Source organism: Rhodococcus sp. p52 (assembly GCF_000763325.2).
Lineage (GTDB): Bacteria > Actinomycetota > Actinomycetes > Mycobacteriales > Mycobacteriaceae > Rhodococcus > Rhodococcus pyridinivorans.
Genome location: NZ_CP016820.1, coordinates 58,025 through 83,128 on the forward strand (window position 1 = coordinate 58,025; position 25,104 = coordinate 83,128).

The 25,104-nt window shown below is 66.2% G+C and carries 22 protein-coding genes and 3 pseudogenes; 11 read left to right on the forward strand and 14 right to left on the reverse strand.

Annotated features, from left to right (window positions below; all coding sequences use genetic code 11):
* Positions 1-80: 80 nt before the first annotated feature.
* Positions 81-158: a type II toxin-antitoxin system RelE family toxin gene (locus IM25_RS27115; RefSeq protein WP_335739998.1), complete on the forward strand. Its 78-nt coding sequence runs from the start codon at positions 81-83 to the stop codon at positions 156-158.
* Between the two features lie 180 nt (positions 159-338).
* On the opposite strand, the gene IM25_RS23090 is transcribed toward IM25_RS27115, so the two are convergent.
* Positions 339-1,928 carry an IS1182 family transposase gene (locus tag IM25_RS23090; RefSeq protein ID WP_033098515.1) on the reverse strand — a complete coding sequence of 530 codons (1,590 nt, stop codon included), beginning with the start codon at positions 1,926-1,928 and terminating at the stop codon, positions 339-341.
* A gap of 327 nt (positions 1,929-2,255) precedes the next feature.
* Here IM25_RS23090 and IM25_RS23095 point away from each other — a divergent pair, with 327 nt between their 5' ends.
* On the forward strand, positions 2,256-2,501 hold the full coding sequence (locus IM25_RS23095; RefSeq protein ID WP_033098516.1) for a type II toxin-antitoxin system Phd/YefM family antitoxin: 246 nt from the start codon (positions 2,256-2,258) through the stop codon (positions 2,499-2,501).
* Positions 2,502-2,522: 21 nt separating this feature from the next.
* The gene (locus tag IM25_RS23100; RefSeq protein WP_033098517.1) at positions 2,523-2,780 is read left to right on the forward strand and encodes a type II toxin-antitoxin system RelE family toxin; all 258 of its coding nucleotides are present in this window, start codon (positions 2,523-2,525) and stop codon (positions 2,778-2,780) included.
* Between the two features lie 597 nt (positions 2,781-3,377).
* Here IM25_RS23100 and IM25_RS23105 read toward each other — a convergent pair.
* Complete coding sequence (locus tag IM25_RS23105) at positions 3,378-3,953, reverse strand: ParA family protein (RefSeq protein WP_033098518.1); 576 nt, start codon at positions 3,951-3,953, stop codon at positions 3,378-3,380.
* Between the two features lie 2,363 nt (positions 3,954-6,316).
* Between IM25_RS23105 and IM25_RS26175 the strand changes: the two genes are divergently transcribed.
* Positions 6,317-6,652 (forward strand): hypothetical protein, encoded by a 336-nt coding sequence (locus tag IM25_RS26175; protein WP_157126997.1) that lies wholly within the window; start codon positions 6,317-6,319, stop codon positions 6,650-6,652.
* A gap of 38 nt (positions 6,653-6,690) precedes the next feature.
* On the opposite strand, the gene IM25_RS23115 is transcribed toward IM25_RS26175, so the two are convergent.
* Positions 6,691-8,478, reverse strand: a complete 1,788-nt coding sequence (locus IM25_RS23115; RefSeq protein WP_232333489.1) for an ATP-dependent DNA helicase — start codon at positions 8,476-8,478, stop codon at positions 6,691-6,693.
* A 3-nt stretch (positions 8,479-8,481) separates the two neighbouring features.
* Here IM25_RS23115 and IM25_RS23125 point away from each other — a divergent pair.
* Positions 8,482-9,737, forward strand: a protein-coding gene (locus IM25_RS23125) for an IS3 family transposase (RefSeq protein ID WP_232333490.1) whose coding sequence is annotated in 2 segments (ribosomal slippage) — positions 8,482-8,755 and positions 8,755-9,737 — 1,257 coding nt in all. Because the reading frame shifts where the segments join, the coding sequence is not laid out codon by codon here.
* 24 nt (positions 9,738-9,761) lie between these two features.
* On the opposite strand, the gene mobF is transcribed toward IM25_RS23125, so the two are convergent.
* Positions 9,762-11,564 carry a MobF family relaxase gene (mobF, locus tag IM25_RS23130; protein ID WP_033098553.1) on the reverse strand — a complete coding sequence of 601 codons (1,803 nt, stop codon included), beginning with the start codon at positions 11,562-11,564 and terminating at the stop codon, positions 9,762-9,764.
* Positions 11,565-11,814: 250 nt separating this feature from the next.
* On the opposite strand from mobF, the gene IM25_RS23135 reads away from it, so the two are divergent.
* Both IM25_RS23135 and IM25_RS27120 read left to right on the forward strand, forming a co-directional pair.
* Positions 11,815-12,171 (forward strand): hypothetical protein, encoded by a 357-nt coding sequence (locus IM25_RS23135; RefSeq protein ID WP_232333491.1) that lies wholly within the window; start codon positions 11,815-11,817, stop codon positions 12,169-12,171.
* A 313-nt stretch (positions 12,172-12,484) separates the two neighbouring features.
* Positions 12,485-12,742 (forward strand): hypothetical protein, encoded by a 258-nt coding sequence (locus IM25_RS27120; protein WP_232333492.1) that lies wholly within the window; start codon positions 12,485-12,487, stop codon positions 12,740-12,742.
* Between the two features lie 550 nt (positions 12,743-13,292).
* Here IM25_RS27120 and IM25_RS23145 read toward each other — a convergent pair.
* From IM25_RS23145 to IM25_RS23155, 3 genes are all read right to left on the reverse strand, one after another.
* On the reverse strand, positions 13,293-13,862 hold the full coding sequence (locus tag IM25_RS23145) for a DNA-binding protein (protein WP_033098523.1): 570 nt from the start codon (positions 13,860-13,862) through the stop codon (positions 13,293-13,295).
* Positions 13,863-14,065: 203 nt separating this feature from the next.
* Entirely contained in the window at positions 14,066-14,830 is a 765-nt protein-coding gene (locus tag IM25_RS23150; RefSeq protein WP_198162594.1) for an RES domain-containing protein, read from the reverse strand.
* A gap of 103 nt (positions 14,831-14,933) precedes the next feature.
* On the reverse strand, positions 14,934-15,395 hold the full coding sequence (locus tag IM25_RS23155; RefSeq protein WP_232333493.1) for a hypothetical protein: 462 nt from the start codon (positions 15,393-15,395) through the stop codon (positions 14,934-14,936).
* Positions 15,396-15,609: 214 nt separating this feature from the next.
* Here IM25_RS23155 and IM25_RS23160 point away from each other — a divergent pair, with 214 nt between their 5' ends.
* Entirely contained in the window at positions 15,610-15,948 is a 339-nt protein-coding gene (locus IM25_RS23160) for a histone-like nucleoid-structuring protein Lsr2 (RefSeq protein ID WP_033098525.1), read from the forward strand.
* A 184-nt stretch (positions 15,949-16,132) separates the two neighbouring features.
* On the opposite strand, the gene IM25_RS23165 is transcribed toward IM25_RS23160, so the two are convergent.
* The 5 genes and pseudogenes from IM25_RS23165 to IM25_RS23185 all read right to left on the reverse strand — a co-directional run bounded on the left by IM25_RS23165 (position 16,133) and on the right by IM25_RS23185 (position 21,074).
* Positions 16,133-17,218 (reverse strand): oxygenase MpaB family protein, encoded by a 1,086-nt coding sequence (locus IM25_RS23165; RefSeq protein WP_065996579.1) that lies wholly within the window; start codon positions 17,216-17,218, stop codon positions 16,133-16,135.
* 1,102 nt (positions 17,219-18,320) lie between these two features.
* Complete coding sequence (locus tag IM25_RS23170; RefSeq protein WP_033098527.1) at positions 18,321-19,079, reverse strand: SDR family NAD(P)-dependent oxidoreductase; 759 nt, start codon at positions 19,077-19,079, stop codon at positions 18,321-18,323.
* Between the two features lie 341 nt (positions 19,080-19,420).
* Positions 19,421-20,182, reverse strand: a pseudogene (gene istB / locus IM25_RS23175) (IS21-like element helper ATPase IstB).
* On the reverse strand, positions 20,179-20,421 hold the full coding sequence (locus IM25_RS27685; protein WP_052040173.1) for a hypothetical protein: 243 nt from the start codon (positions 20,419-20,421) through the stop codon (positions 20,179-20,181). The pseudogene istB and the gene IM25_RS27685 overlap by 4 nt, the downstream one beginning before the upstream one ends.
* 8 nt (positions 20,422-20,429) lie before the next feature.
* Complete coding sequence (locus IM25_RS23185) at positions 20,430-21,074, reverse strand: IS21 family transposase (RefSeq protein WP_052040174.1); 645 nt, start codon at positions 21,072-21,074, stop codon at positions 20,430-20,432.
* Positions 21,075-21,247: 173 nt separating this feature from the next.
* Between IM25_RS23185 and IM25_RS23190 the strand changes: the two are divergent.
* Positions 21,248-21,517, forward strand: a pseudogene (locus IM25_RS23190) (transposase); the annotation flags it as partial.
* 38 nt (positions 21,518-21,555) lie between these two features.
* Here IM25_RS23190 and IM25_RS23195 read toward each other — a convergent pair.
* Positions 21,556-22,332: a 2-keto-4-pentenoate hydratase gene (locus IM25_RS23195; protein WP_033098528.1), complete on the reverse strand. Its 777-nt coding sequence runs from the start codon at positions 22,330-22,332 to the stop codon at positions 21,556-21,558.
* A gap of 187 nt (positions 22,333-22,519) precedes the next feature.
* Here IM25_RS23195 and IM25_RS23200 point away from each other — a divergent pair.
* Positions 22,520-23,161, forward strand: a pseudogene (locus IM25_RS23200) (class II aldolase/adducin family protein).
* A 63-nt stretch (positions 23,162-23,224) separates the two neighbouring features.
* A complete protein-coding gene (locus IM25_RS23205; protein ID WP_033098529.1) occupies positions 23,225-24,016 on the forward strand; it encodes an IclR family transcriptional regulator in 792 nt (263 codons plus the stop codon).
* A gap of 31 nt (positions 24,017-24,047) precedes the next feature.
* Here IM25_RS23205 and IM25_RS23210 read toward each other — a convergent pair whose 3' ends face one another.
* Complete coding sequence (locus IM25_RS23210; RefSeq protein WP_033098530.1) at positions 24,048-24,962, reverse strand: LysR family transcriptional regulator; 915 nt, start codon at positions 24,960-24,962, stop codon at positions 24,048-24,050.
* Positions 24,963-25,104 lie beyond the last annotated feature (142 nt).

Below are 25,104 nucleotides of genomic sequence, written 5' to 3' on the forward strand. Positions count from 1 at the left end.
TCGATCATCGATTGAAGCACTCGCGGTGACGCCGCGACCGCCCGGAGCAATCCAACTCGCTGGAGGCGAAGGCGTACCGTATACGGGTTGGCAGCTACCGCATCGTCTACGACATCGAAGACGACGCCTTCGTTGTACTCGTTCTAGGAGACTGCTGAACAAGGCGCTATTGGGGTTGGCGGTCGTGTGAGCGGCGGGCCCGGGCGTCACCGGTGGGATGGCGAGCGGCGTTTTAGGTCAGCACTCTGGGTGCGACGACCGAGGGCCTTCGGTCCACTTGATGTGATTATTCGCGGTCTCACCGGCCATCGGCGAGAGGCGGCTCCCCTAACTGCTGGTCAGGCCAGGGCCCAAGCTCCGTTCTGGTGGGTCAGGCCCATGGCTAGCAGTCGACGTAGGTTGAGGGCGGCGGCGCGGTGGTGGAGCCAGCTGTTGTTCTTATCCACCCCGCGATAGGGCACTCGTCGGGCGCCTCGGGTGAGCCAGGCGATGGAGCGTTCCACCATCGGGCGATGCTGCCGGTAGGTGGCCCGGAAGTCCTCGCCCTGTGCGCGCTGGCGGTGCTGGCGTTGCAGCACATGGTGCTCGCCCAGCAGCACCGAGCGGCCGGATTGTGAGGTGGTGCACCGCTGGCGCAGCGGACACTGCCGGCAGGCCGCACCGAACTTCGCCCGGCCCTGCGGCGACACTGTCCGCGTGACATCAGCCGGGCAGGTCAACGTGTTTGCCGCGGCATCGAAGGTGAAGTCATCCAGACCAAACCCGCCCTCCACAGCGGGCCTGGTCGGCCAGGGTTTGACCAGGGGCAGCCACTGCTTTCCGGCGAGGGTGGCCAGCATGTCTCCGGTGGCGTACGCCGAGTCTCCGAGCACTTCAATGTGTTCGACGTCTGTAGTGGTGGGATCTGTGGTCACCAGGTCCGCACCGACGGCGGCGTCGGAATTGTCCGGACCGCTGGCCCGAGTCAGCCGGGCCGCAGTGGTCAGCCCGGTATCGGGTTCGACCACGATGTGGGCTTTGAACCCGTCCTGGCGACGCTGCTGGGTCTTGTGCGCGTGCCGGGCATCGGGGTCCACGGTAGAGATCACCCGGTCCGGGACGGTGCGGCGGGCGATGCGCCACCGGCCGTCGGTGCCATCGGAATCCTCGGCGGGCTCGACGTCCTGGCCGGCGACCAATGCCAGCAGCGCCACCGCCTCGGCTGGTCTTCCGCCGGCGGCGGTGATCGCCTCAACATCCAGAGCCTCAAGCAGTGCCAGAGCGTCTGCGACCAGGGCCGAGACCAGCTCGTCGCGGGCGGCCTGGTCATCCCAGGCGATACGCGGCTTACCGGCCTCGGAGTAATCGTGCCCGCACACCGCCGCCAACCGGGTGCACTCGGAGGCGATCAGCTCTTTCGCGCCGGGCACTTCGCGGCCGACCCGCCTGATCTGGGCGATGAGTTGGGTGATCGTGTCCTGACGGGCCACCGCATCATCCAGAACCGTCGAGTCCAGTGCGCGGCGGGTCTTAGTCTTGACCGCTCCGGTCTCGGCGATGACCTGGCGCACCACCTCGAAGATCCGCTGCGGATTCTCGCTGGCGGCCAGCCGGCGCCGCCAGTAAGTCAACGTCGACGAGTCGAAGCCCTTGGCATCGACCGCGTACCCGCACGCGGCCTTCCACCGCAGGTCAAACGTCAACGCATCCACGGCCTCCCGGTCGGAGTGCCCAAACAGAGCCTGAAGCACGATGACCGAGGCGATCACCTCCCCCGGGATCGACGGCCGGCCCCGGCCCGAGGGAAACAGATCGGCGAACAACTCCGCCGGGAACAAGCGATCCCGATGCTCGGCCAGCAACGCGAACACGCTGCCGGGCTCGAGCAGATGCCCCGCCACCGACTCCACATCCAGCAACTCACGCTGCCGATCCCACTCACCCTGCATGAACCAAGTATTTCAGGCCCGGGTCACCCCGCGGGGCGGACACCCTGATTGTTCAGCAGTCTCCTAGGCGGTGGGCACCGCGGCGTCGTCTACAAGTAACAGCTATCTACATGCACACCAGGCAGCGCCACCCTCCCCGAGTTGGAGCATGGTCGTCACGAAGCCCTGTGCGCCAGCGCCACACTGGGCAAACACCAAAAGACCGTCGAGTGCCGATAATGTCAGATTCCGTCAAGTGTGCGGATCAGGAGAGACGAGTCGATCCCACTGCGCGCGGCATCTACGGACCACTAGACCGCGAGTTGTACAAGATGTACTATTGGGGTCATGGTGACCACGACGCTCAGTAACTTCCGCGCCCATCAGAGCAAGGTGCTCGACGCCGCACAGCGGGCGCCTGTGGAGATCCTCAGCCGTGGCAGCCGTCGTCGCGCCGTTGTCGTCTCGCCGGAGTTCTTCGACCGGGCACTGCAGGCCCTGGAGGATCAGGCCGACGTTCAGGGCGCGGCCGACGCTCGCCGTGAGGGCGGCAGCATCTCCCACGAGGAGCTCATGGCGGAACTGGGCCTGTAAACCTGCGCACCCCACTCGCTGATGCCCTATTCGATCACCTATAAGCCCTCGGCCGCCAAAGCCCTCCGCAAAGTCCATCCCACCGAGCAAAAGCGAATCGTCCGCGCCATCGAGGCCCTCGCGGTGACACCGCGACCGCCTGGCGTGATTCAGCTCGCCGGAGGCGATGGCGAACTCCGCATCCGCGTGGGCGACTACCGCATCATCTACGACATCGAGGATGACGCTCTCGTCGTACTTGTGCTGCGCATTGGGCACCGCGGCGACGTCTACAAGTGACTCCGTCCCACTCAGAGTCGCCACCGGGCGTTCGATGAGACGCCACTCGCAGACGCCGATAGGACGCGTTTCGACGATCCGCAGTCGGCACGGCTCGCGATTGCAAGTTCCAACGCCTAAGCAGACAAGCCGAAGCTGCTAGAACTGCTCGTTACCCAGGATCTCGAAGCCACCAAGGGCGGCCCACTAACGGCATGAACATCATCCAGTCATCGACTGCACCGATACGCGGGAACACAAGTGGGTCAACGCGGCCCGGCCGCCGAGAGTTCTGCCAGCAGGAAAGCGACCCAGAACCATGCAGCGGTATATACCTCAATCCCTTTTTGCCGACTACGGTGTTTACCACTGGGTGAAACTACTCAGGAAGCGCGTTTCGGATAGCGGCCTCGATAAACTCAGACACCGTCTCCCCTTGCTGGATGGCCGCGATCTTCGCTCTCCGGTACACCTCAACATCAAGCGCTAGAGATGTCTTCGTACGCCGAGGACCGGCCGGGCGTGCGGCTTCGGAAGCAGAGAACGTCTCCGAGACCGGCCGGATGGGAGCTGCGGCCCGTGGGCGCAAACTACGGCTCACCGGTTCCGATTTGCCACTCATTTAGTCACCTCAACGATCTCGTCCATCAGGTCTCGATAGCCGAAGAAGCTTGTTGGACATATGCCGAATGACTGGCGTATCGCCTGTCGCTTCCCAATCACATTCTCGAATACGAACACCCCTTCCGATTCAAGGGCCTCCTTCGTGAGCTCAAGCAGCTTAGTGCCGAGCTCAACGCTCGTGAGAAGGACGCCAGCTGGCTTATGCGCAGCAGCCTCCAACGTTGGCCAGACGCGCTGGAGGTCTAACCCAGACGGCGCAGTGGGGACCACGACAACATCCGCCGCATCGATCGCGGCCTGAATGATGTCAGCAGCACCCGGAGGCGTGTCGATCACTGTGATATCGCTACTAGATGCGCGCGAAAGCGTGATCTTGTTCGCGGGCGAGACTTGAAACGGCAAAGGCACACCCCCCTCCGTCGCAATCTCAGCCCAACTAGTGGCGGACCCCTGAGGATCCGCGTCTAGCAACTCAGTCGACTTGCCCTGCGCGCTCGCGACCGTCGCTAGGTAAATGGCGGTGGTCGTCTTACCGACGCCACCCTTGGTGTTAACTACCGCAATCTTCAAAACCCGCTACACCTCTATCCTCTTATACCGAGATACCGCTGTACCCGTTCTGGTCATTACCTTGATACCAAAACCTCAGCACAGGAGTGTGCCAGCCACGCCGAACGTCCCGAAATACCTTTGGACCATTAGCGGTACAGCGGGAACCACCGTTCGACCGTTGACGGTATTACGGTATGCACCGGTGTTGGTGTTTCGGTAAGTACCGATGCTGGTGTGCCGCCGCCGCTGACCGCCGACAGAGCCGTAGACGGCGCCAAAAACTCCACCTCACCTAGGCGTGTCGATAGGATTTGTGGCGCCAAGTGTGGGAGTTTTCCTCCCATGGCGACGAAGCAGCGGGGCCCCGGGCGACCGTCATTCGGCGAGCGCATGCGCGTGCCCGTCCGTATGGCCCCTGAGGTGTACGAGGCACTTCGGGTGGAAGCCAGGTCTAGAGGCGTCTCGATGTCTCAGTACTTGGCTGACCTCGCCGCCATCAATCTTGGCCTGCCCGAGGCCGTAGTTCCACCTGCAGATGAGGAGGCAATTTCAGCGTGAAGCGTTGGCCGGCCCGTGCCCGGCCAACAGTTGAACACCCCGCAACCCTGAAATGACTAATCCCGGCCCACTGGCAGGTGGACCGGGATCGAAAGTCAAGAGTTCGAGTTACCGCTCAAACTCGGTGTTGCTCACCAATTAGGAGAGCTGTGCTTCCAGGCACCTCTCAGAGTAAGTCATACCCATCGGATGGTCCAGTCGCTCTGATCGGCGTGTCTCGCTCTGACCTCGATAACCTCACAACCCGAGATTCCACCTGGTGGTGGGACTCTGTGGTGTGCGCGTGGAGTCCGCGCCCGTATGTGCGTGTCGACTTGCACAAGGCGCACACCTTCGCCTCCACCAGGCGCCTCACCGACGGCGCGCCGGGGGAGGGGACGCCTTTCGCGCTGCACTTGACCGATGAATCGGGCAAGTTTCGGCTCCTCGCCCTCGATTTCGACGCCCACCATGCCGGCTCAACCGCGGACAAAGACCTCGCCGCGTGCACATCTGCCCTGACTGCCACGGGCATCGAGCACTTGGTGTGCTCGTCAGGACCTGGTGGGGGATACCACGTATGGATCCGGCTGAGCACCGCCGTCTCCCCGCAGCGCCTGGCACCGATCATCGACGCTTTCAGCGCCGCGTGGCCCTCGCTGGATCGGGGCCCGCTGTCCAACTCGCGTACAGGTTGTGTCCGCGCCCCAAGCGCACCCCACCGCGCCGGCGGCACATCGATGCCCCTGACAGATCCCCATATTCGCCCGGTGTCCCTGCGCGTTTTGCGCACAGTTCGCACGCGGCTGACACAACCCCCTCAGACTAAGGGCACCTCCACCGCCGGTGCTGGGATCGTCCCGATTCCTGTGCACGTCGATGTGCAAGGGCACCCGTGCCTTGCCGGGCCCAGGCGCCCCCTGAACCCGCAGATACGTGCACTTGCCCGCGCCCCGATCAGTGCCCGAACGGATGCCTCTGCGGTGGGGTGGTCAATCCTGTTGGCCTGCGCCCACGCTCGGATGCAGTATCGCGACGTGCACGAGGCTGCTTTCACCGACCGCTGGCCCGGGTTGGAGTTTGTACGGACTAGCCGCACCAGTGCGGGCGAGCGCACCCCTCGATTCGATGCGGAAGCCGAGTTGACCCGCCAGTGGGCCAGAGCGGTCACCGCAGCCAGCTTTACCCCCCGCAGCACCACCGCTCCCTCACCGGCCCGCCGGGCAGCCGAAGCGATCGTCGCTGAGCTGTTGCCCCGGATGAACGCCCAGCCCGACAGATGGGCCGGTAAGACCGGGGCCCAGGATCGGCTGCTTCTCCTGGGCTTGGCGGCCAGGACCCTGGCAGCAGCCGCAGACAACGTGCAGCTGTCCGAGCGCGACTGGGCCATCGCCGTCGGCCTGACGCGAGACGTCGTGACCAGCCGTCTGAAGGTGTTGGTCCAGCAGGGCTGGATTGCGCGAGTCCAAAGATCAGCAGGCCCCTGGGCAGCAGTCTGGCGGGTCGGAAGACCCGGGGGCGGGAAACAAAGAAGTGGTGCAGTATTTTCCGCAGAGCTAGAGCAGAGGCTGCAGGGGGAGCTGGAGCGCGCTCGCGCTGATATCTGGCACGCTCGCTCGCTGGGAGTACTCGGGTTGCGGGTATGGGAGTTGCTGAGCAGCGAACGGTTGTCGGTCAAGCAGGTAGCGGCTCGGCTGGGGGGGTGTGCGTCAACGGTTCGCAACAAGATTGCTGCGCTCCAGTCCTACGGCTTGGCCACCTCCAGTGGGCGCGCCTATCAGGGCCGTTCCCGATTGGCTCGGGCTGCGGCCCTGGCCGGAGTGACGGGAGCACACGCTGATCGGGTGCGTCTGTACAGGCTGCAGTCGGCGGTGTTCGTGTGGTGGTTCACCACCCGCTATCAGCCGGAGCGCTCCGATGCGCTGGCCGAGTGGGGCATGTTTCCCACCCCCGATGAGGCCGAGAACGTCCACCCGGTCGATATCGCATTGGCCTACGGCGCCACCAGTACCGGCCCCCCGGTACAGGCAACAACATGGGGCGCGGCGATGGCCGCGCAGGAGCGGCACCGCGAGCACGATCCCGGTAGTTGGTGGGAACTTGTTGCCGCGACTCGGGCTGCGCTGCCGGCCCCCGACATGCTGCTCGCACCCCATCAGTGGGCTGCCACCGCTGCCTGACACCACCATGGGTGGCTGTCCCTGTGAGACCAGGCATGTCACCACAGGTCGGGGGAGGTGTCCGGTCCTGTCGTCGGCCCCCAATCCGAAGAGGTACCCAGGGGCTCGACGTCCGGTCCATGCTCGTGTTCTGCGGCGCGGTGTTCGAGGTAGGAGGCGACGAAGTCGTCGGCGTCGGGCGTGCTGGTGCCGTCCGGGGTGGTGGTGAGCTTTTCGCGGGTGGCGGTCAGCCAGGTGGCGAGTTCGGCATCGCCTGTGGTGGTTTCTGGTGGGGGAGTGGGCAGGGCGTCGGGTTCGCCGTTTTCTCTGGTCACGTGACGTATCCGGTGGGCGATGACGGCGCCTGCGGATTTCGCGGTGTCGAGGTTGTCGGTGGCCTCGAGCCACAGTTCGCGGGGGTCCAGGCCTGCTTGGGCTGCTTCGGTCCAGGCGTGTTCGAGGTCGGCCAGGGCTGCGGGGTCGGCCTCGAGGTGGTGGGTGTGGGTGCGGGGGAGTGCGTCGAGGTAGTCGGGCAGGGTGTTCGCGGTGAAGGTTTGGGCGGCCAGTTCTGCGCCATGGCGGTAGAGCTGTTCGAGGCGTTCGGGTGCGGTGGCGGTGGTGTATTCCTGCCGCAGGGTGTCAATGGCTGAGGTGTTGCGGGTGTCACGGCCCAGCACACCGGTGAGGACCTGTGTGGGTGTGGGGGCGTTCTGGTCGCCGGCCGAGTGCATGTGGGCGTCTTCGGCGCCCGGGTCGAGGGAGTGCTCGCACACCGTGTAGGCGCGGTTTTCTTTTTTGCCGCGGGTCATGGCCACGTATAGGCCGGCGCGGTCGACGGTGTTGTCGATGACGGCGTGGGTGGTGTCGACGGTGGCGCCTTGGGCGCGGTGGATGGTGCTGGCGTATCCGAGGTGGATGTTGGTGTGGGCGTAGCTGGCGGGGATGAGCATGTCGTCGCCGGTGTTCTGGTCCCGCACGGCCAGGGCGCCGTCGTCGGTGATGCCGGTGACGGTGAACAGTTGGCCGTTAATGACCCGGCCCAGGGGGGTGCGGTCGTCGTCGGTGTGGAGGGTGGCGTTGGTGCGGGCGATGACGGTGTCCCCGACACCGACGGCATCGCCCCGGGACACGCGCATGGTGTGGGTGTCGTCGACCAGCCCGGTGCTGATGCGGTCGGCGCGGATGAGGTCGTTGAGGGTGTCGACGTCGGTGTTGGTGGAGGCGATCACCAGACAGCGCCGGCCAGCAGCAGTGTCTGCCAGGAAGGCGTGTGCGGCGTCGGTGAGCATCTGCTCCCGGTGCCCACCGGTGAGCCATCCCCGGTCGGTGTAGAGGGCCAGGGCGTCGGTGTCACCGTCACGAAGGCCCAAGGTGGCTTCGGCTTGGGCGGTGTCTGAGCCCATGCGCATGACCTCGCGCAGTTCGGGGGTTCCCGGGGTGCGGGTCAGGTCGGCCAGCAGGCCTCCGGTCTCCACGGCGGATAGCTGTTTGGGGTCGCCGACCAGACGCAGGACGGCCCCGGATTCGGCGGCGATCTCGGTCAAGGCGGCCAGGTTCTCGGTGCTGGCCATGCCGGCTTCGTCCACCAGCAGCATGTCGCCGGGGGAGATGGTCACCGGCAGGGCTGCGAGGGTGCGGCCGGGCTGGTTGGGGTTGCGGCCCAGCCACGTGAACGTCAGTGAGTCGATGGTGTGGCAGTCGGCGCCGATGTCCTCGGACAGGATGGCCGCGGCGGCCGCCGAGGGGGCCAGTCCGACGATGTTTCGGCCCGTGGAGTGCCAGGTGTCGGCGACGATCTTTGAACCGTCTCGGGTTTGATGCCGCCTCCTTTCTTGAGGAGGATGCACATCATGTCCAAGCGTTACCCCGCCGAGCAGCGTGAACGAGCGGTGAAGATGGTCCTCGACCACCTCGACGAATACTCTTCACCGTTCGCGGCATGCAAGGCCATCGCCCCGAAGCTCGGCGTCGGTGTCGAGTCGCTGCGCACCTGGACCCGCCAGGCTCTGGTCGACGCCGACAAGACACCCGGCGTGACCACTGCCGAGCAGCAGCGGATCAAAGAGCTCGAACGCGAAGTTCGAGACCTCCGTGAGGCCAACGAGATCCTGAAGTCGGCTTCGATTTTCTTCGCGAGGGAGCTCGACCCTCGCCGCCGCTGATCTGCCAGTTCATCGACCAGATGCGTGCACAAGGACACCGGGTCGAGTCGATCTGCGCCGTGCTCACCGAGCGTGGCGTCAAGGTCGCCCCACGCACGTATCGGAACTGGAAAACCGCTCCTCCGTCCCCTCGGACCGTCGCCGATGCACATCTGACGAACGCTCTGCGTGAGACCGTCGGCACCGCCGAAGGTCTCTACGGTCGCCGGAAGATGACCGTGCATCTGCGCAGACACGGCCACGACGTCGCGGCATGCACCGTCGACCGGTTGATGCGCGATGAAGGGCTGTCCGGAGCGGTCCGGGGCCGTCGGCACCGCACCACCATGCCCGGCGGCTCGGACAGCCGCCGCGCCCCTGACCTGGTCGATCGTGATTTCACCGCCGAGGTTCCGAATCGGAAGTGGGTCACCGACTTCACCTATTGCCGCACCTGGGCGGGGTTCGTCTATGTCGCGTTCGTGATCGACTGCTTCTCGCGGGCGATCGTCGGCTGGCATGCCGCCACCGTCAAGGACACCGCGATGGTCACCACCGCCTTGAAGATGGCATTGTGGCGACGTGACCACACGGGCCACCCGGTCGGCTCGGGGTTGATCCACCATAGCGATGCCGGCAGTCAGTACACTTCCATTGCTTTCGCGGAAACCCTTGTGCTGGAGGGTATTGCCGCGTCGATTGGCAGCGTCGGAGACGCATACGACAACGCTCTGGCCGAGAGCACGATCGGGTTGTTCAAGACCGAAGTGATCGCCAAGGGAAACCCGTTCCATCCGGGTCCCTACAAGTCCGTCGAGGACGTCGAGTACGCCACGATGGAGTGGGTCGACTGGTTCAATCGCAGTCGCCTGCACAGCCGTCTCGGATACGTCCCGCCGGATGAATTCGAGGCGGCGTACTACGCTCACCTGTCGACTCCACAACCGGAGCCGTCACCGATATAGGAGCGGCAAGAAACCCGAGACGGTTCACTTCATGGAGGCGGTCTTGCCGGTGCCGGCCGGTCCGACGCCGGCAGCGAGCAGGGTTCCGGCCCCGACCAGGTGCCCGGCCAGCGCCCGCTGGCCGGCATTCAGGCTCCACCCTTCGCTTGTCTCGTGTTCGGCCAGGACATGCTCGAGGACCGCTGCCGGGGCGGTGACCGCGACCGGGGTACGCGCAGCGTCCAGGGCGAGCTGTTCGGCGTCCAGGACGGCGTGGGTGGTGAACTTTTCGGTGTTGGCGTGCCGGTCCACCCCGGCCCCGTCCGGACGGGTCAGGGCACCCGGCAGGTCGAGGATTTCTGGTGGGGTCAAGGGGATGACCAACTCATCCATGGCGGTGGCCATCACCGCCTGGTGCGCCTGTTCCAGGGCCTGCTCGCCGGTGAACACGTAGCCCTTGAGTGCGGTCGACACCGCGGTCTGAACGTGCGAGCGGCGGAACTGTGCGCGCCTGGCCGTCACCGCCTCCACTGCCCGCTGGGCCACGACACGGGCGTGAGTGTCGGCGTTGAAGATGTCCCGCTCGACTCCGGCCTTGCCGTGCCGGGTGACCCGGTCGGTGAGGGTGTCCAGGGTGCGGTCATCGACGATCTGTGCGGCCACCTCGCGCCAGCCGGCGCGGTGCTCGTCCAGCGACAGGGCCGGCTTTTTGGCGTCGCGGGTGTCCAGGATGGCTTTCTGCCACAGGGCGTAGGAGGCGCGTTGTCCGGGTTGGCGGCCGTGCTTTGCGACGTAGTCGGCAACGAGCTGGTTGTAGACCGGGCGGGCCATCGCCCGTCGTGAGGAGAAAGCGTCGATCAGCTTGCGGTCGATGCCGGCGATTTCCCAGATCGGTGCCTTGTCCGGGTGCGGGTAGTGGGCCTGGAATTCCACGCCCATTCTCCGGGTGAGTTTGTCGTGCAGGATCGCGTCGTAGCGCGACGAGATCGCCTGATGCATCTGGAAGATGGCCCGCCCGTCCAGGGAGAGCCAGCGCCCGTCGGGGGCCTGGACCTTGTTGGCGATCAGCACGTGCGAGTGCAGGTCCGGGTCGCCGCCTCGGGTGTCGAAGTGGGTGAACTCGGAGGCGATGATCCCGCCGGTTTTGACCTGTTTGATGCCTCCGGTCCCGACCCGGGTGTAGATGGCGTTGTCCTCGGCCCACGCCAAGGCTTCGGCGACGGCTTCGTGATGCAGCGCGGCGATGTGGGAGGCGGTGTTCTCGTCGGCCAGTGCCCACCAGACGCTGACACTTTTCACCGGAGAGAACGTGAAGTCGAATCCGGCGACGGCTTGTTTGACGCGGTCGCGTTCCCGGTTGACCCAGGCGATGATGTCTTGCCCGGAGGCGTGCTCGTAGCCGAACTCCTTGGTGTAGAACGGGCGGGCCGTACTTTCGGCGATCTGGCCTCGTTCCTCGACAGTGGGGCGCCGTCCCTCGACGGCGAGGAAGGTTTTCTCGGCAGTAGCAATAGCCTGAAGGACCTCGACGCCGCCGGTGTAGATCGGGAAACTTCGGCCCAACTTGCACGCCGCGAGGGGCGCGCCGTCGGCCATCTTCTGGTCGGTGTCCGGGTGCAGTCCCTCGCCGTACAGGGCGGCCATCTGTTCCTCGGTCACGGTGGCCCCGACGGTCGCGGTCTCGGAGTTCAATCCGGTCAGTCCGGAGCCGATCCAGACCCCCGGTGGGGTGCCTTTGGCGGCGTAGTAGTCCGACAGGGATTTGCCTTCGGGGTCGGCGTCATGGGTCGCCACCGAGCGCAGCAGGTACTGGTATCCGGTCCCTGCGTGAACCGCTCGCAGACTCATCACGGCCTCCAGCGTATGCGGCCTCGTGCGGGGCGTCTACGCCCCACGAGGCCGCAGGGCGCTGACCAGGTGTTTCCCGTGGTTCACTAGAAGTGCATACTGTGTGTGGCTGTTGGAGCGAGCGGGAGCGAGTGTGGGTCTCGGGGTCATTGGTGGCGTCTCAGGCGGGGACAGTGTGAGCGACGCGGTGGTCGGATGGGGGAGTGGTTGCTGCTCGCGGGTGTCGTAGGAGTGCTCTAGGGTTTGGGCCATGGCTGCTACGAAGACTGATTCGCGTTCCCAGACCGCGCGGGCCCGTGCCCGCCAGGCCATGGCTGACGAGCTCGAGCGGGCACGCAAGCGCGAGTCCACGCTCGTGGCGGTGTTCTCCGCGATCGACGCCCGCGCCGACGCCGAGGCCACCCGGGGGGAGGCGCTCATCGAGCTCAAGGACCTCGGTGTCGCCCAATCCGATCTGGCCGAGATGACCGGCCTGTCCGCCCGCGAAGTCGGCGCCGCGATCCGCGCCGCGAAGAACCGCACCGCCACCGGGGACCAGGTGCCCGAGACCACTGACGAGCACGCGTCGGACACGACCTCGGACCACAACGGTGCCCAGTCCCACTGACCCGCGCACCAGTCCCGCAGACGTGGACATTCCTCTGCCGGGTCTGGAGTTGATCGCGCCGGCTCCCGTCCCGGCTGGCGCGGCGCCGCGGTCGCGTCCCTATAGTGCGACACTGCCGCCCACTCAGGCGGCCATTGACGCGTTCTTCTCCCGCGTGGTCAAAGCACCCGGCGATGGCTGCTGGTTCCTGATCTCAGCGATCAGTGGCGTCGACGGGTATACACGCCTGACGTGGAGGTCGGGTGGGGTCAGTCGAACCGAGTCCGGGCACCGATTCGCGCTCCTGCTCGCCGGCCAACTGGCCGATGGCGTAGTGGCCGAACACCGATGCAACGAACCCCTGTGCGTACGCGTCGACCCGGGCCATGTCGTCGCCTCCACCCAGTCAGCAAACCTGCGCTACGCCGTCGCGTGTGGTCGCACCGGAGCCATCCGCAACCCCGACCAACACACCAACCGCCACGCCCGATCCCTAGCCGTCCGCGACGCACTCGCCGGCGGCTGGGACCCCGAGGCCTACGCCCGCGCCTGTGGCAACGCCGCGCCCCCCAACACGCCCACACTGTTCTAGAGCCTGGGGAGTACAGTCGTCCGCAGAGATGGCCTCGCCGGGCGGCGGGGCCATTATCGTTGGCGGACCGGTCAGGATGTGTCAGCAGGCCACTGTTTTTCGACGTTGCCGGCGCAGCTGCCAGTACCGCGGGATCGTCCACCGCAGCGGGGTCCTATCGATCACCCACAGCGCCATCGCCGACCGATAGCGCACATCGTGGCGCACCGCGAACGACCAATGACCCACGAACCACGCCAACAGCCCCAGCGCCGCGACCGTCGGCGCCCACGTACGGCCTTGCAGCACACCGAGCAGCCCAATCAATGCGCAGAACCCACCGGCCCCACGCGCGAGGCGCAGGCACGGCCAAGGCGTCGCCCGCGACCACCGCGGTAGCCTGCAGCGCCGTGGTCAGATCCCACATCGGGACTCCTCCTTGCCGCCCGTCTGCTCGCAGCAGAGCACCCATTCGTGGGCGCGGCTCCTGCCGACCTGTTTTCGGTCGACCTACTGTCAGTGTGACTTCTCCCCCCGACAGTCAGTGCCCCACGTGCCCTGGCGAGCTCCGCTAGGACTCGCCCGGCTGGTCCGGCGTGCGGGCGGCCTCGCGCAGCGAGTCCAGGACCTCCCGCAGTGTGTCTGAGGTTGCCTCCGCCCGGACTCGTGCCCGGTCGGACTCCTCGGCCTCGGTGCGTGCGACGGCGGCGTCCTGGCGCGTTTCCTCGAGCTGGCCGCGCAGCTGCTCGAGCTCGTCGCGCACTGCCTCGAGCTCGCGGAGCGCTCGGTCGCGGGATGCGACTGCCTCGTCACGCTCTGCGGCAGCCTGCTCGGCTGCCTCCAGGGCGTGGGCCTCACCCGCGCGCGCAGCATCGAGCGCCACCGCGGTCGCCTCGTCCGCCTGCTCCGCGGCCCGCTTCCACGCCGCAGCCCACACCGAGGCCACCATCGCCGACATTGCCTCCGACAAATCCGGCGCCGGCGGCACATCCGCGGCCGCCCCGCCGGCATGCTCGCGCATCCACGCAGCCACCTCGCCGATCCGCACCCCCGCTTCGCGCTGCACGGCCCGCACGGTGACCTTCTCGCCCCGCGCGAGGAGCACCCCATAGGCGCGAGCAATCTTCTCCGACGTCGACATGACAGTCCCTCCGGCTCGAGTACACGGTAACGAGTAACCGGTAACGTTTCCCGTTACCTACGTTACCGCGTCCCGTATTCCGTGGGTAGCCCGCGCGAGGTGTGGCGCGGCGACCGTGGGGGATGGGTGTCCGTCGGTGCGGACACCACCGGCGACGAGCCAAATGAGGCCCGCGGGCGGCGCGCAGCGCGTGGGGGCTGAGGCTATCCGGCGGTGAGGTTGTAGATGTCCAGTACGGCCGCCAATGCGGCATTGTCGGCCGGCGGCGCGACCGGTTTGCCCGGGCCTACGTCCAGAGCCCCGGCGACGTCGTCGCGCAGCCACACCGCCCAGCAAGACCAGTGCGTGCCGTGTTTGGAGTAGTAGTGCACGCCCAGTGCACGCGCGCCGCCGGCGAGTGGGGCGGCTGCCAGCGTGGCGGCCAGTTCGGTCGTCAGATGACGGTCCCCGCTTCGCGTCTGCGCCACGGTGATCTCGTCGATCCCTCGCTCCCACAGTGACAGCGGGATATGCGAGGCCAGGTAGGTGATGGTGCGCGCATGCTCGATCTCCACGAACCATCCCGATGCCGGCAGTGCCACCGTGTACATCCGGTGGGCGTACAACCAGTGGATGTCGACCACGCCAGGTGGTCGAACCCCCAGATCGTTCCAGTCGCGTGCAATCAGAGCGTAGAGATCATCGGCGCCCGGATCATCGAGATACTCCTGCGCCCGGTAGGGGCCACCGACCTTCAACGCGCCCAGCAACTCGCCGTACGCACCCTCGGCGCTACTGGCGCAATAGATGGTCTGCTCGCCGGGCAAATCGAAACGGTTCCACCCCGCCCGGTCCTCGCTGCTACTCACGCCCCTGGTCGGCGGATTGAGCACCCCATAGGAAGGTTTAGCCAACCGGTACACAGCCTGGCCGCCGGCCGGGAGCAGTGCCAGGCCCGTGTTCGCGCAGACCGTGACCTCGCCTGTCACAGGCGGCATCCTCTACCGGTGCTCATACTCACCCGAACCACCCTAGGTGGCCCTCCACCGCTCGTCGGGCCGGCCCGCAGGGGCCAGGGTCACGGGGCGAGTTCTAGTTGTCGGTGCCGTCGACAAACGCCGCGGCGGCACTCATCACCGGCTTGAACTTGCCCGCCGCGATCGCCATGAACGGCGGCTGCTCATCCAACCTGGGGTTCGCGCCGATGAACCACGCCCGAGCGACATCGGCGCCCTCGGACGTCGCGATCGCCACCCACGCCCGGTGCGCCACCTGGAGCCGCTGCAACGCGCCATCCCGCGGTACCGGACCGCCGTCGGCCGACCACTTGTACGGCAGCTTCTTGTCCCGCACACCCGCGGCCACCGCCACCACCGTCGGCCCCAGATGCTGCACCAGCTGACGCGCCAACTCCGCGCTCGACAGCTTCATGGTCTCGGTATGCGCCAAGATCGCCTGATCCACCACGGCCATCGCCCGGACCCCCTCCAACAGCACTCGCAAGTACCGCCAATCACGGCGGTAGACGACTACGGGCACCTTGCCCAGCACCATCAATGCTACTCAAATGCCACCATTCAGCAACCCCCGACGGCCGTCGTGGTTGCTAGCGCACCAGCAGCCACGACCCGCGGTCGGCTCGTAGGCGGCTTACCGCGCCTCTTGGCGTTCGGCCTGGACGGTTGGAGCTCTCAAGGCCAACCGACGCGACTTGCCGCAGCGGGCATAATTCACCGCAGCAGTTGACGCATCAAGATTGGACAGATCTATGGCTCAGCACTTCCAGGTCAGATACACCGACGACATCGACGGAACCGACCTAGGCGAAACCGCGAACACTGTCTCGTTCGCCTTCGAGGGCAAGGAATACTCCATCGACCTCAGCGACGACAACGCCCAGGCACTGCGAGAGGCTGTAGCCCCATACATCGAGGCCGGCCACCGCGTGACCGGAAGAAACACCAAGGCCGCTAGAAGAACCTCCGCGAAGACCTCGTCCGCCAACACCAAGGCTATTCGCGAATGGGCCCAGGCCAACGGCTACGACGTCTCCAATCGCGGGCGCATTCCTGCCGACGTTATGGGAGCGTACGCAGCTGCCAACTAATCGCCAAGCACGAATGCGGACTGCAGAATAACGCTCCTGCCAGCAATTATGTTGAGGTCAGATGTCAGAACCGCGCGGTTGTCATTGAGGTGCGGTCTGTTGGGGATAGCCCCCGGCTTCCGTTCCGCAGGACGTTGCGCCAGGGAGATCCGCCACACACCGCTACGCCTTGAGGCGCCGCCTATCAGCTTGCCTGCGCCTTTGGTGTGGCGAACTCCAGTAGGTCGTCCCGATGATTGTGCTCGTACGGCGCGGGAGCGGAACCCTGCTGCCGGGCGGCGAGCAGGTCAGAGTATTGCTCGAGCGGACTGCGGGGGTCACCAAACTTCTTACGCGCCTCCTGCGGCGTGTAGACACTTGACGATTCTGCGTCCACCCCCCTGAGATAGCCCTCGAGAACCGGCCCGCCCCGCGGCGCGATGCGGTTGAGGAACCAGACCTGCGCGCGGGGGCCCCGGGCGAGTGCCGCCATCGCCGGTCGGATTGCCGCCGACGCAAGCGCATCGGTAACAGGCGACTGCCGCACGCCCATCATCGACCGCATCCACCGCGGATAGGTTGCCACGACGCCGGCCCTGACGAAGGGCCCCAACACCAACCGCATCGGTGCGGGCAGAGCGGTGAAAACGGTACGCATCCCGTCGAGGATGAAGTCGATGTTGTACATCGCGGCCTCGGAGGAAGCAAGCCGGTCGCGCCAGTCGTCGAAGTACTTCTGCACCTCGCCTCGGGTGCGCGGGACGTCATCGATCTCGATCGGCTGGAACTGTGCCGCGACGGCACACTCACGCCAGTACTCGTTCTCGTCCGACCGGCTGAGCTTGCCCGGACCGTACTTCTCGTAGACGTAGAGAATCGAGTGCCAGGCCGTCATATGAATCCACAACTGCGAGGACGGGCGATTGGAGTCGTACTCGCCACCGGTCACCGGATTCGGGCCGTGGGCGCGCGCGTGCACCTTCATCAGCACATCCGACGACTTGATGACGGTCTCAGCGTCCCCGAAGAGCACAGTGGCGAAGTATTGGACCGTGCGGTCATAACGCACCGCCGGTCGCTGGACGACCTGCCCGCTGTGGTCAACGGCTGCGGTCAGATCCGGATCGAGATGTTCGATCGTCACCGACCGAATGAATCCGAACAGGGCCGACGTCGGATACGACCACACTCGTCGGGCCACCGAATCCGGGGCGAAAAAGCCCTCGTCCTTCCGAAGGTAGCGCGTAGTCACCCTGGACACCTCCCACGGCTTTGTAAGGCAAATTGACATTCACCCTAACATTGTCCAGTGGCCTGAGTCACGCGTAGACCATGACAGCACCGACTGCGAGCCCCATCAGCAACCAGCGGGGATTGCGCACCCACATCGGTCACCGTCACCGCATCTGGAACACCACCGTCGACCGCCGACACCGACAACCCCTGGCAGCGCTGGACCAAATCGACCCCAGCCCCACCGCCCGGGCGCTCGACAGCCCCCAGGCCCCCGCCGACTTGGCCCGACGCTCGCGGACAACTCACTGACCCTCGCGAAACCCTCGCCAAATAGGAGCGAGCATCGTGTCCATGCAGGTCAACAGCGCTGAATACCTTGCCTTTACGTCTATAGCGTTAACGCCGATAACTTATATTCTGTAAAGCTGAAAGAACCCTATGGGCTCTCCCCGCACACAGAGAAGATCCGGGTAAGAGCCCGCACCCCCGCGTGGGCCAACCCTAAACTGCGATTTTCCTGCGCCAGCTCAGCAGACCCGGGCAGCTCGAGGACGTTAGACAGGCAGCCCCTTCGGAGGCACGCAGGCGACCCCTGAACTGGCGTTCTACCTACGACTATTGCGTTTGTCGCAACCTGAGTGCGAGTTTCGCAACTACGGCTCCGACCAAGAGACAGCGGCCACGATGGTCCGCCACGACCGCAGTTGCCCTGCTCACACCACCGCCAGTCTGGCCCCCCCGGAGACGCACCCGGCAGCCCGAGTGCCCCGATGCCGCCGACCCTGTCACGCTCGCACTCCACCGAGAAGCGGATAACGTACTTTCCCATCAAAGGTGTGGAGTGGGCAACCCTTCTGGGCGATGAGGAAACGATGCGAACTGTTCGCGCAGCGATGATCAACTTGGTCGAGCATTTCGACGACTGGCACCTAGGAGAGGAACCACGCCTTCGCCCAGTCTGGTGAGCACCAAGTAGCGGACCCGGAGAACCCCGGACCGCTACCGGTTCCCCAGGAGTGCGCTACCGCCTGAATATAGCGTTTGAATGGACTGCATCAAGCGGCCTACGCAGCCTCAAAGCCTGTTGCACGACCCTGACCATCGGCGGCTCGACGTTTGGTGAAGCTCCTGAGCATAGACAACTTTGGTCCGCACCATCAGGTCAGGATGTAACCGCCGTCGATTGCCACGATGGAACCATGCGCGAAGCTTGCAGCGTCGCTGGAAAAGAACGCGATGGCCTCGGCCACCTCTCTCGGACGCCCCATGCGCCCGATGGCGGTAGCGGCGGCGGCAGCGGCGAAGCCTTCTTTAGATTGTTCGGTCAGCGAGTCATGCATCGGTGTCTCGACCAGCCCGGGAGCGATGCCATTAATCCGTACGCCTTGTGGTCCGAACTCTGCGGCCAGCTCCTTCGTGAGGCCGACTGCCGCGTGTTTGGACGCCGTGTAAGCCGTGCCGGCACCGCCGGCGACGAGGCCGAGCGCAGACGACACGATGATGATGGACCCGCCCCCTGCTTCGAGCATGCCGGGGATTATTGCTTTTGCCAGCCGGAACGGCGCATCGACGTTGATGGCGAAGGTGAATTGCCATTCTTGGTCAGTGTGGTTCTGGAGGCCGACGGTACCGCTATTACGGCCGGCGACGTTGACCAGTGCCGTGATAGTGCCAAACGGTGCTGATGCCGCTTGGACCGCGCCTTCGACGCCTTCGGCAGTGGTGAGATCAGCTTCGACGACAGCGAGATTGCCGCTGTGAGCCGACAGTTGCTCAGTCAGGGATTTGAGGCGGTCTCCCTGGATGTCCACAGCAACTACCTTGGCGCCGGCTTCAAGGAACAACTCGACCGTCGCCGCGCCGATTCCGGAGGCGCCGCCGGTGATCATTGCCACCTTGCCTGATAGATCATTCATGATGATGTGATTCCTCTCGTGACGCCCGGGGTTGGAATGGGGCGCATTATTCTTCGACTTGCCGCATCCGCTACAGCTCCAGGACATCGGCTCTACTGGGGCGGATAGGAGGCCAGTTTGATGGCCTGCCAAGCCGACATACCGCCATCGACCGGTAAGTTAACTCCTGCCCGGATTGGCCCGTCAAGGGCCATTGAGTTCTGCCCAGGGGCGGTCTTAAGGCCTGCCCGGTGGCGGTCACCAGATCTGCCCGGAGATGGCCATGGGATCTGCCCAGGGGTTGGCCATCTCGGGTTTTCGGGTTGTCAGGACAAGGGCTTCACTCCCTGGCCTGCGAGTGCTTAGGAGAGGCGGACGGAGTCGCCGCTGGTCTGGCAGACGTGGGCGTGGTGCAGTAGCCGGTCCACTGTCGCGGTGGCGATGGTCTTGGGCATGAGTTCGTCGAAACCGGCCGGGTGCAGGTTCGAACTGATCGCGATGGCACGTTTCTCGTAGGCGGCGTCCACCAGGCGGTAAAGCCCTTCGGCAGCGTCGGTGGCTACTGGGAGAAGTCCGATGTCGTCGACGATGATCAGGTCGGCTCGCAGGATCTTGGCGATGGCCTTGGTGACGGTGCCGTCGGCGCGGTGACTGCGCAGGAGAACGCCGAGGTCTTCCAGGGTGAACCAGTAGACCTTCAGGCCCTCTTCGACGGCCTGCTGCCCGAGGGCCTCAAGCAGGAATGTCTTGCCGGTTCCAGAGGGTCCGCAGAGGACCAGGTTCTCCTTGCGGTGCACCACTCCAGCGTCCGCAACGCCTGTTGAGTCGGTGCTGGAATCGAGGAGACGGACTCGTCCCACGCGTCGGACGTCTTCCCAGTGGGAAACCCGGCGGCAGCGCGTCGAGTGGCCAGCGAGGCCCGGTCACGGCCGCTGGCCTCCTCAGCCAACAGCGCACGCAGCACCTCGGCCGGGTCCCAGCGTTGGGCCTTGGCGGGTGGCGATGACCTCGGGCGCGTGGCTGCGAATGTGCGGCAGTCTCAGGCGCCGCAAGACGGCGTCCAGGTCGGCGGGCAGCGGCGGTCTGGTCGGCACACCCAGCGTCGGAACCTCGGTGGTGGTCATCGGGCTCCCTCCTGTGGATCGGTGGTCACCGGCGACTGCCCGCCGAGGGCGGCCCATCCCGCGGTGCCCTGGGTCAGCGACCGGTCCTCGCCCGCTGTATGGGCTTGGCCGGCACCGCCGGAGGTGGCGTGGTGGTTCAGGATCGATGGCAGATCGACTTCGGCGAACCGGTTGTGTAGCGCCGCATGCCCGAGTGCCCAGTCGACCTCGTCTGGGTCGAACAGCTTGGCCAGGGCCACGGCCTCGGTCAGCCACAGTCGGCCCCGTCGCCGAGGGCCAGGAACGCCGCCTCCGCGGCGTTGCGGGCGGTGGGTTGGCGGTGCAGGGCACCGGCCGGGGCATCCGGAAAGGGCGCATCAGCCAGCCGCGGACTGCCCGGGGGGGCCCGCTGATGCCGGGCCACCTCCACCGGCCCATCCGCTCCCACGTGCACCACGACGATCTGCTCGCCGGCACCAGCACCGTACGGGCGGACCCACACCGTCTGACCGTGCAGCGTGTGCGGCACCGAATACTGCCCGGACTCGAACGTCACCATCGGCGAATTGGCCGGCACCTGCCTGGTCACTCCCAACGCCACCGTGTATGCCGCGGTCGGCACGGTGTGCAGGCGGGACCGTTCCTGGGCGAGAATCTCCGCTGGCGCTCGCCGAGTGACGCGGTGCTCCCGGTCGTTGATCTGCTCGCACCACTGCTCGCAGGCCTGCTCCAGCTCGGCGAACGAGGAATACTCGCTACGCAAGTTGGTGTCTTTGGGCACCAGGTCGGCTTTGGCGACCTTGACCGTGGACTCGCTGCCACCCTTGGAGGCAGGGTCCGCGGGCTCGCACGTGAGCACGGCGACCCCATAGTGGCGGGCGAACGCCACCATCTGCGGGTTGCGCACCGCCACTGAAGCCGGCCCCGGAATAGAGGCCGTGGATGTTCCGCTGCCGGGCCTGGACCTGGCCCCCGCAACCGGGCCGGCCCCTGTGGTGCGGCGCTCTCGCCCCTACAGTGCGACACTGCCGCCCACCCCGGCGGCGATCGAGGCGTTCTGGTCCCGCGTGGTCAAAGCCCCCGGCAGCAGCCGAAGCCCTCGATGGGTGGATTGGCTGGGCTCGTCGTTGCCGCATCCCAGCGTTCGTGGCACTGCAGAAACGGATCTTGAAACACAAGGACAAGATCCTTGCCGCGATCGAGCACAACCTCTCCAACGGCCTGGTCGGGTCCACCAACACCAAGATCCGACTCATCACAAGGATGGCGTACGGGTTCAGCTCACCACAGGCCTTGATCGCCCTGGCAATGCTCAACCTCGGCGGTCACCGGACCGACCTCCCCGGCCGGCAATGATCCACAGGTATGTCAGGAGAGCCGAAAATCTGGGCAGTTCAGTTTAGGACTGCGTCGACGATGCCGAGACCGGCGACGGTGGCCCTGACGTGCTCTCCGGGACGGAAGGGGATCATTGGCCCCAGGGCCCCGGAGAGGACGACTTCACCAGCGCGCAGTGGGCGCCCCAGTCTGGCGGCGGTCTGGGCGACCCACACCAGCGCGTTAAGCGGGTCTCCCAGGCAGTCCGCACCGGTCCCGCGGGAGACAATCCGATTATTGATGGTCAGCGTCATCAGGGCTTCGGCCGGGGTGAACTCCGACAGCGAGGACTGCGCCGAGCCCAGGACGTAGAGACCGCTGGAGGCGTTATCGGCGATGGTGTCGGTGATGGTGATGTTCCAGTCCTGGATTCGGCTGTCGACGATCTCGAGGGCCGGGGTGAGGTGGCCCACTGCCCGCCGCACGAGCTGGGGGTCCGGATCGTCGATGTCTTCGGCCAGCACGAAGGCGATCTCGGCCTCGATTCGCGGGGCGATCAAGGTGGGCCCTGACACGACTCCATCGCCGGTGACGTGCATCTGATCGAGCAGTACCCCGAAGTCGGGCTGGTCCACCCCCAGTTGTTTCTGGACGGCGGGGGAGGTCAGTCCCACCTTTCGTCCGACCCGACGGGCCCCGGCTTCCACGCGTCGCTGGATGCCGAGTTCTTGCACGGCATAGGCGTCGGCGAGGTCCTCGCCGATCAGGTCTCGGACCGGGCCGCAAGGGCGTCCGGTCTGCAACGCCTCGGCCAGGCGGAGATCGGCCTGGTGGAGGATGTCCGTCGTGGTCATGCTGGCTCAGTCCTTAATTTTGTCGGCAGGCGGGGACATCAGGTGACCTATCTGCGAGGCGGTGGGTCAGCGGGTGTGGAGCCGCGAGCGGGTGGGTGCCAAAGGCCGCAGCGAGGCAGCCCTAGCTTCTTCCCGGTGAGCCACGGGCTCACAGCGCGTATCTAAACGTCTAGCATGCCAGAGCGGTGTGACGGCGGGATTCCGCGTCAGCCTGCGGATCGACGAGGACGCTTGTTGATTCGCTACCGCGGCCCTCAGGAGTGGGGCTTGGCCTGGACGACGGCCGCCGACGTCCACCTCGTTGACCCGAGCGGCGCCCCTGGAGCTCCGGGCGAGCTCGATGGATGGTCTCCACCGACCGAATTGCCGCTGCATGTGGAGGTGCTGCGTTCCCGGCCGGAGGCCGCCTCAGTCGTCCACGTGCACCCGCGGGCGGTAGTCGCAGCAGACCTGGCTGGCCTCGCGATCCGCCCCATCGTCGGTGCGTTCGACATCCCGGGCGCCAAGCTGGCCGTCGGCGGGGTGCCCGTCTACCGGCGTGGCGTGCTCGTTCGGAACCGTGGCCTGGCCTTGGAGATGGCGGCGGCCATGGGTAAGCGGCCGGTCGTCGTGCTCCGCGGGCACGGCTTGACTCAGCGGTGGATCGGCCCAGGAAGCGGTCCTGCGGGCGATCAGCGTGGACTCTCTGGCCCGGCTGTCCCTTCAGATCGCCGCTGCGGGAGGGGCGCAGGCGGATCTGCCGGACGAGGACTTGGCGGCGCTGCCCGACCTCGGACCGGGCTTCAACGAGGGCGGGGCGTGGCGGCATGAAGTCGCCAAGATGGGGTGACCGCCGGAGCGCAGGTCCTCGGCGTCGGTCCCTGCGCAGCAGACACCCCGTAGCCTCAGACCCATGCGAGCGCTGTCGAACCTGCCGTCGGCACCGGAGTTTGGCTCGGCGCCGCAGTACCCGATCGAGTCGGTGGACAACGCACTCCGGGTGGTGCTGCTGGGGGAGCACCACAGCCTGCGGCTGACGGACGTCAGCAAGTACCTGGGGGTGGCATCGTCCACTGCCCACCGGCTGCTTGCCATCCTCCAGTACCGCGGCTACGTCCAGCAGGATGCCGCGACGCGCAGTTACGTCCCGGGGCCGACCCTGGACTCGCTGGCCTTCGGTCTGCTGCGCCGACTCGACGCCCGGGACCGGGCACGCCCGGTGCTCGAGCGGCTCAACAACGATCTGGGGGAGACGGTGCACCTGGGCCGGCTCGAGGGGAACGAGGTCCACTTTATCGATTCCATCGAGAGTGATCGGGCCCTACGAGTGGCCAACCGGCTGGGGCGCAGCATGCCCGCCCATTGCACTTCCACCGGCAAGGCGCTGTTGGCCATGCTGACTGACGATGAGCTACATCTGCTTTATCCCGACGAGCGGCTCATCCAGCTCACCCCGCATTCGCTAGGCACCCGGACCGAGCTTCTCGACGCGGTGCGCACGATCCGTTCCCGGGGGTTCGCGTCGAGCAAGGAGGAGAGCGAGGAGGGTGTCGCCTCCCTCGCCGTCGCACTGGCCTCGACCCGCTCTCCGCGGTTGGCTGTCAACGCCTCGCTGCCGCTCAGTCGCATGAGCTCGGCGACCGAGCAGGACATCCTCACTCGGCTGGTAGCTGCGGCGGAGGAGATCGACCACCTCCTGCTCTGATCGGCGTGGTCAGTCCGAGGTCGGCTGGACCTCAGGCTGGACTGGGCTGCCCGCCGTCCCGGTCCAGCCGGTTGCCGGTCCCCTGGACGTGGCGCACGAAGGACCGCACCGCCGGGGCGATGCCTCCTTCGCGTGACCAGTAGATCCACAGCGGGGCGCTCATCGGGGTGTGCTCGTCGACCAGCACTGGCCATCTGGCCGAGTCGTCGGCACTGAGGTTGTCGTCGGCGATGACGGCCACGCCCAGCCCTGCCCGGGCGAGCGCAACGATGGTGGTGGCGTTGACGCTCTCCGACGTGATGTCGAGCCCGAAGCCCCCTGCCCGCAGCGCCGGCTCCAGCAGGCGCCGGGTGAGGCTATCGGCGGGCCCGGTGAGCACCGGCTGGCCACGCAATTCAGCGACCGGGACGTGGCTCCGGCCCCGCCACGGGTGGTCGTCGGAGGTCACCACCGCCAGCCGCACGTCGCCGAGCTGGTGGCCCGCAAGACGCTGGTCGGCCTGCCCGAGGCCCGTCGCGAGATCGACGTCCCCGTTAAGCACCTGTTCGATCGCGGGCAGGCCCGAGTACTCGTGGACGGCGACGTGGATAGCGGGATGCGCCGACCGGAAGGTGCCGATCAGGGGCGCGAGGAACCGTGGCACGTGCGGATACGCGCAGGCCACCGTGACGACGCCCGCTCGACCGCGAGCGAGTTCGTGGGCAAACTGGGAGACCGACTCCGCTCGATTCAGCAGGTAATGGGCGCGGGGCAGCAATTGATTCCCGGCACCGGTGAGCTGTACTCCGCGGCCGGACCTCTTGAAGAGGGCGATGCCCAGCTCCGCCTCCAGCGCCTTGATCGAACGCCACAGCGAGGGCTGCGGCACGTCGAGGGTGGCGGCGGCGCGGAGGAACGACCCCTCGCGGGCCACCGCAACGAGATACCTGAGTTGACGCAGCTCCACGCACGGCTCCTAGTTTCACCAGTGAATAGCTCGATCCCAGAATAGCCCGTAGACAGCGTGTGATGAGGGTCATACTCTCTTATGTGTACTGCAATGCAGAAAGCCGTCCTACCTTGAGGAGAATTGGATGTCGGAGTCTGAT